At 36.2% G+C, this 6,000-nt stretch carries 5 protein-coding genes and 1 pseudogene; 4 read left to right on the top strand and 2 right to left on the bottom strand.

The genetic code is table 11. From position 1 onward, the window contains the following. Both DN389_RS28735 and calY read left to right on the top strand, forming a co-directional pair. A pseudogene (locus DN389_RS28735) lies at positions 1-220 on the top strand (DUF4047 domain-containing protein); the annotation flags it as partial. 297 nt (positions 221-517) lie between these two features. Beyond that, positions 518-1,111, top strand: coding sequence for a biofilm matrix protein CalY (gene calY / locus DN389_RS09420; protein ID WP_000053728.1), 594 nt, complete (start codon positions 518-520; stop codon positions 1,109-1,111). Positions 1,112-1,186: 75 nt separating this feature from the next. Here calY and DN389_RS09415 read toward each other — a convergent pair whose 3' ends face one another. Beyond that, a complete protein-coding gene (locus tag DN389_RS09415; RefSeq protein WP_000578882.1) occupies positions 1,187-1,510 on the bottom strand; it encodes a helix-turn-helix domain-containing protein in 324 nt (107 codons plus the stop codon). 79 nt (positions 1,511-1,589) lie between these two features. Continuing rightward, positions 1,590-1,724 (bottom strand): anti-repressor SinI family protein, encoded by a 135-nt coding sequence (locus tag DN389_RS09410; protein WP_000276217.1) that lies wholly within the window; start codon positions 1,722-1,724, stop codon positions 1,590-1,592. 341 nt (positions 1,725-2,065) lie between these two features. On the opposite strand from DN389_RS09410, the gene inhA1 reads away from it, so the two are divergent. Together inhA1 and DN389_RS09400 are read left to right on the top strand one after the other, a co-directional pair. Further along, positions 2,066-4,453 (top strand): M6 family metalloprotease immune inhibitor InhA1, encoded by a 2,388-nt coding sequence (gene inhA1, locus DN389_RS09405; RefSeq protein ID WP_001035922.1) that lies wholly within the window; start codon positions 2,066-2,068, stop codon positions 4,451-4,453. 171 nt (positions 4,454-4,624) lie between these two features. Further along, positions 4,625-5,992 carry an aldehyde dehydrogenase gene (locus DN389_RS09400; protein WP_060489442.1) on the top strand — a complete coding sequence of 456 codons (1,368 nt, stop codon included), beginning with the start codon at positions 4,625-4,627 and terminating at the stop codon, positions 5,990-5,992. Positions 5,993-6,000: the final 8 nt, after the last annotated feature.

Raw genomic sequence — 6,000 nt, 5'->3', positions numbered from 1 at the left:
AAGTAGAAGAGCAGAAGAAAGTAGAAGAACAGAAGAAAGTAGAAGAACAGAAGAAAGTAGAAGAACAGAAGAAAGTAGAAGAGCAGAAGAAAGTAGAAGAAAAGTAGAAGAGCAGAAGAAGGTAGAAGAGCAGAAACAAGTAGAGACAGCTAAAAAACTTGAGCAAGGAACTCATGAAAAGGCTACTACCACGGATCATAATGAGAAATCATCAGAATAAACTGACGATCGGTATAAAAAATGATGTATATGAGTGTGAGGGAGTATTTGCCCCCGCACTTATTGTATTTCTTAAAATATAAACATAAGAATTCAGAAAAAACGAAATAATATTGAGAAATAAAAATAATTGAAAATACTAATAAATATTTGTTGTATTTATAGAGTGATGTTCGTTATAATGAACTTAAGGTTTTTAAAAGAGAACGAACATTAGCTAAGCTAATATAGTTTTCTTTATATCTCTTATTGAAAAATAAGAGACAAAAATATAAAAAACAGCTAGGGGGAATTGATTGTGAGTCTGAAAAAGAAATTAGGTATGGGAGTTGCATCAGCAGCATTGGGGTTATCTTTAATTGGTGGAGGAACATTCGCTTACTTTAGCGATAAAGAAGTATCGAACAATACATTTGCAGCTGGGACGTTAGATCTTACATTAGACCCTAAAACGCTTGTAGATATTAAAGATTTAAAACCAGGGGATTCTATTAAGAAAGAGTTCTTATTAAAGAATAGCGGTTCATTAACAATTAAAGACGTTAAACTAGCGACAAAGTATACTGTAAAAGATGCAAAAGGTGATAATGCTGGTGAAGACTTTGGTAAGCACGTTAAAGTAAAATTCCTTTGGAACTGGGATAAACAAAGTGAGCCTGTATATGAAACAACTTTAGCTGATTTACAAAATGCTGATCCAGATCTTTTAGCGAAGGATATCTTTGCTCCTGAGTGGGGAGAAAAGGGTGGATTAGAAGCAGGCACAGAGGATTATCTGTGGGTACAATTTGAATTTGTAGATAATGGGAAAGAACAAAATATCTTCCAAGGTGATTCATTGAACTTAGAATGGACATTCAATGCTAACCAAGAAGCTGGAGAAGAAAAATAATAAAAAAGCGGGTATCCCCCGCTTTTTTTTATAAAGAAAAAAGAAGTGCGAATTGTAAGCACTTCTTTCTATTTATTATTTTTGATCTTGCTTCCATTTTGTAAATTCAAGAAATTCACGAAATTGTTCTTTGGAGACGCCGGAGCTCATCGCATCTTTAACGAGTTGTGTCCATTCGGAGTCTAAATGATTTTCCTTTGTTGTTTCATCATGAAGTAGAGTGTCAACTGGAATTTGTAGAACTGCTGCGATCTTTTCAAGAAACTGAATGGAAGGGTTTTTTTGTAAATTTCGTTCTATAGAACTAATGTAAGATTTAGCAACACCAGCTTTTTCGGCAAGTTCAGTTAATGAAATACCTTTTTGTAAGCGAAGGCGTTTTATACGTTCTCCAATCATATTTGCGCACCTTTCTATCAATATGTAGTCGTCTTATGATGTCATTATTATAACATAAACTTCGTTAAAAAGAACAAGCCTATTGAGCCTGGCTGGATGGCTTCATACGTTGGAAAAAATGTTCGATATCTTGCAGGGCGATACCAGCGTCTAGAGCTTCAAGTATTAAATCAATCCATTCTTGGTCCAGTGCGTCAGTCTTATCTTTGTACAAATGTAATTCCTCCCTAATTATCGGTCATAACTGCTGCTACAGAATATATGATAAGCAATCGTATTTTGTGTTTTATATAGTGAATTATCAAATATTTTGTAGATAAAACAAAGATAAAATCCCCATTAAATTCCCTCTATGGCGATTATAAAGTTTCTGGCAAATATTTTCAATATTTTCAGAAAATATTGTTGAATTGTGATATATTCGTATGCTAACTATGGAATTTTTACAAATATGTTAAAAAAATTACATAATATAACTAAATATTGAAAAAATATTGAATTTTTAATAAAATTCAATTTGTAATACATATTTTTTATTAGGGGAGGAAATAAGGGATGAACAAGAAACCGTTCAAAGTTTTGTCATCAATCGCTTTGACAGCTGTGTTAGGTCTTTCATTCGGAGCGGGTGGCCAGTCTGCATATGCTGAAACACCTGTGAATAAGACAGCTACGAGTCCAGTCGATGATCATTTAATTCCAGAAGAACGTTTAGCAAATGCGCTAAAAAACCGTGGGGTAATTGATTCGAAGGCTTCAGAGACAGAAACAAAGAAAGCCGTCGAAAAATACGTAGAGAACAAAAAGGGTGAAAATCCTGGGAAAGAAGTATCAAATGGGGACCCACTTACGAAAGAAGCATCTGACTTTTTAAAGAAAGTGAAAGATGCGAAAGCTGATACGAAAGAAAAGTTAGACAAACCAGCAACAGGAACACCTGCAGCGACAGGCCCAGTTAAGGGTGGTCTAAATGGTAAAGTACCAACTTCTCCAGCAAAGGGAAAAGAATATAACGGTGAAGTTCGTAAAGACAAAGTACTCGTTTTACTTGTAGAGTACGCTGACTTTAAACATAACAATATTGATAAAGAACCCGGTTATATGTATACTGACGATTTTAACAAAGAACATTATGAAAAAATGTTATTCGGTAATGAGCCATTCGCATTAGAGGATGGCAGCAAAATCGAAACGTTTAAACAATATTACGAAGAGCAATCTGGCGGTAGTTATACAGTAGACGGAACAGTTACAAAATGGTTAACAGTTCCTGGTAAAGCTGCTGATTACGGTGCAGATGGTGCGACAGGTCATGATAATAAAGGGCCAAAAGGACCACGTGATTTAGTAAAAGATGCATTAAAAGCAGCTGTAGATAGCGGTATTGATTTATCAGAGTTTGACCAATTCGATCAATATGATGTAAATGGCGATGGAAATCAAAAACAACCGGACGGTTTAATCGATCACTTAATGATTATCCATGCGGGTGTTGGACAAGAAGCAGGTGGCGGTAAATTAGGTGACGATGCAATTTGGTCACATCGCTGGACTGTTGGACCAAAACCATTCCCAATCGAAGGCACACAAGCGAAAGTTCCATATTGGGGTGGAAAGATCGCAGCATTCGACTACACAATTGAACCAGAAGATGGCGCAGTTGGTGTATTCGCACATGAATATGGTCATGATTTAGGTCTTCCAGATGAGTATGATACAGACTATACTGGTGACGGTGAACCAATTCAAGCTTGGTCTGTTATGAGTGGCGGAAGCTGGGCTGGTAACATTGCAGGAACAACGCCAACGAGTTTCTCACCACAAAATAAAGAGTTTTTCCAAAAAACAATCGGTGGTAACTGGGCAAATATCGTAGAAGTAGATTACGAGAAATTGAATAAAGGTATCGGTCTAGCAACATATTTAGACCAAAGTGTTACGAAATCTAACCGCCCAGGTATGATTCGTGTTAACTTGCCAGATAAAGATATAAAAACAATTGCTCCAGCATTTGGTAAGCAGTATTACTACAGCACAAAAGGTGACAATCTTCACACAAAAATGGAGACGCCACTGTTCGATTTAACAAATGCAACGACTGCGAAATTTGATTTCAAGTCATTGTATGAAATTGAAGCAGAGTATGATTTTCTTGAAGTACATGCTGTAACAGAAGATGGTCAACAAACATTAATCGAAAAACTTGGTGAGAAAGCAAATAGTGGAAATGCACATTCAACAAATGGAAAATGGATTGATAAATCATACGATTTAAGCCAATTCAAAGGTAAGAAAGTAAAATTAACATTTGAGTACATTACAGACGGTGGTTTAGCATTAAACGGTTTCCTACTTGATAATGCATCACTAAATGTAGACGGTAAAGTAGTATTCTCTGATGATGCAGAAGGTACACCGCAGTTCAAATTAGATGGATTCGCCGTATCTAATGGAACAGAGAAGAAAAAACATAACTATTATGTAGAGTGGAGAAACTATGCTGGTTCGGATAACGCATTGAAATATGCTCGCGGTCCAGAATACAACACAGGTATGGTTGTATGGTATGCAGACTCAGCTTATACAGATAACTGGGTTGGTTTACATCCAGGACATGGTTTCCTTGGCGTAGTTGATTCTCATCCAGAAGCAATTGTTGGAACTTTAAATGGTAAACCAACAGTAGCAAGTAGTACACGATTCCAAATCGCTGATGCGGCGTTCTCATTTGATAAAACGCCAGCTTGGAAAGTTGTATCTCCAACGCGTGGAACGTATACGTATAATGGCTTAGCAGGCGTACCGAAGTTTGATGATTCGAAAACGTATATTAATAAACAGATTCCAGATGCAGGACGTATTTTACCGAATCTTGGCCTGAAGTTTGAAGTAGTAGGACAAGCTGATGATAATTCTGCAGGTGCTGTTCGTTTATATCGTTAATACAGTAAAACTACCGAAAGATTTTCTTTCGGTAGTTTTTTTGTGAGCAATGAATTTTATATAAAAGAAGAAATTATATATAATGTAACTTTACGAATAGAAATTTATTATATATGAAGTCTATATAAATAATGAAAGAATTGGATAAAAATAGTGGGAGAAGGTGAATGAATGAGTGTTTCTTCTATTGTAAATAAACAAAAAGCATATTTTTATAATGGCCATACGAGAAGTGTAGAAGTGAGAAAGAATAATTTGAAGAAGCTTTATGAAGGCATTCAGCGCTTTGAAGAAGAAATATTTCAGGCATTGAAATTAGATTTAAATAAGTCAGTTCATGAGTCGTTTACAACGGAAGTTGGATATGTATTAAAAGAAATTTCCTTTCAATTGAAGCATATTTCATCGTGGAGTAAACCGAAGCGGGTTCGAACAGCACTCACTCATTTTGGATCAAAGGGGAAAGTAGTTCCTGAACCGTACGGTGTGACACTTATTATTGCACCGTGGAACTATCCGTTTCAATTAGCAATTGCACCTCTTGTAGGAGCGTTGGCGGCTGGAAATACAATTGTTTTAAAGCCGTCAGAGCTAACGCCAAACGTTTCCAAAGTGCTTACGAGGATGTTAGAGGAATTATTCCAAGAAGAGCTTGTAGCGGTAGTAGAAGGCGGTGTAGAAAAGAGTACGGAATTGTTAAAGGAACCGTTTGATTATATTTTCTTTACAGGTAGTGTAGGTGTTGGAAAAGTTGTGATGGAAGCAGCAGCGAAACGGTTGACGCCACTCACGTTAGAACTTGGGGGAAAAAGCCCATGTATTGTACATAAAGATGCAAAAATAGATGTAACAGCAAGACGAATTGTTTGGGGGAAGTTTTTAAATGCAGGGCAAACGTGTGTAGCGCCTGATTATATGTATGTGCATGCTTCGGTGAAAGAACAGTTAATCGAGGCATTACGACACGAAATTGCGGAGCAGTATGGAAAAGATCCACTAAACAATGACAATTATGTACGAATTGTGACTGAACGTCATTTTGAACGTTTATGTTCATTTTTGAAAGATGGTAAAACGGTAATCGGCGGGAACTATAAAAAAGAAACTTTACATATAGAACCAACAGTGTTAACGAATGTTACATGGCAAAGTACTGTTATGGAAGATGAAATTTTTGGTCCGATTTTACCAATTGTAGAATACGACAACATAGAAGAGGTAATTGGCACAATTCAGCAACATCCGAAGCCGTTAGCGTTATATGTATTTTCTGAAGATAAAGAAGTACAAAAGAAAGTGACAAGTAATATTTCATATGGTGGAGGCTGTATTAATGATGTTGTCTATCATCTTGCAACGCCATATTTACCTTTTGGTGGTGTTGGAAGTAGTGGATTAGGTAGTTATCATGGGGAAGAAAGTTTTCGGACTTTTTCACATTATAAAAGCATTTTAGCCCAATCTACGGCATTCGATATGAAAATTCGTTACTCTTCTACAAAAAGTGCTTTAAAATTCATACGAAAGTTGTTAAAATGATGATGGTG

The organism is Bacillus sp. AY3-1, from assembly GCF_008368785.1.
In the GTDB taxonomy this organism is placed as follows: Bacteria; Bacillota; Bacilli; order Bacillales; family Bacillaceae_G; genus Bacillus_A; species Bacillus_A wiedmannii.
This window is presented reverse-complemented; position numbering and strand designations above follow the sequence as displayed.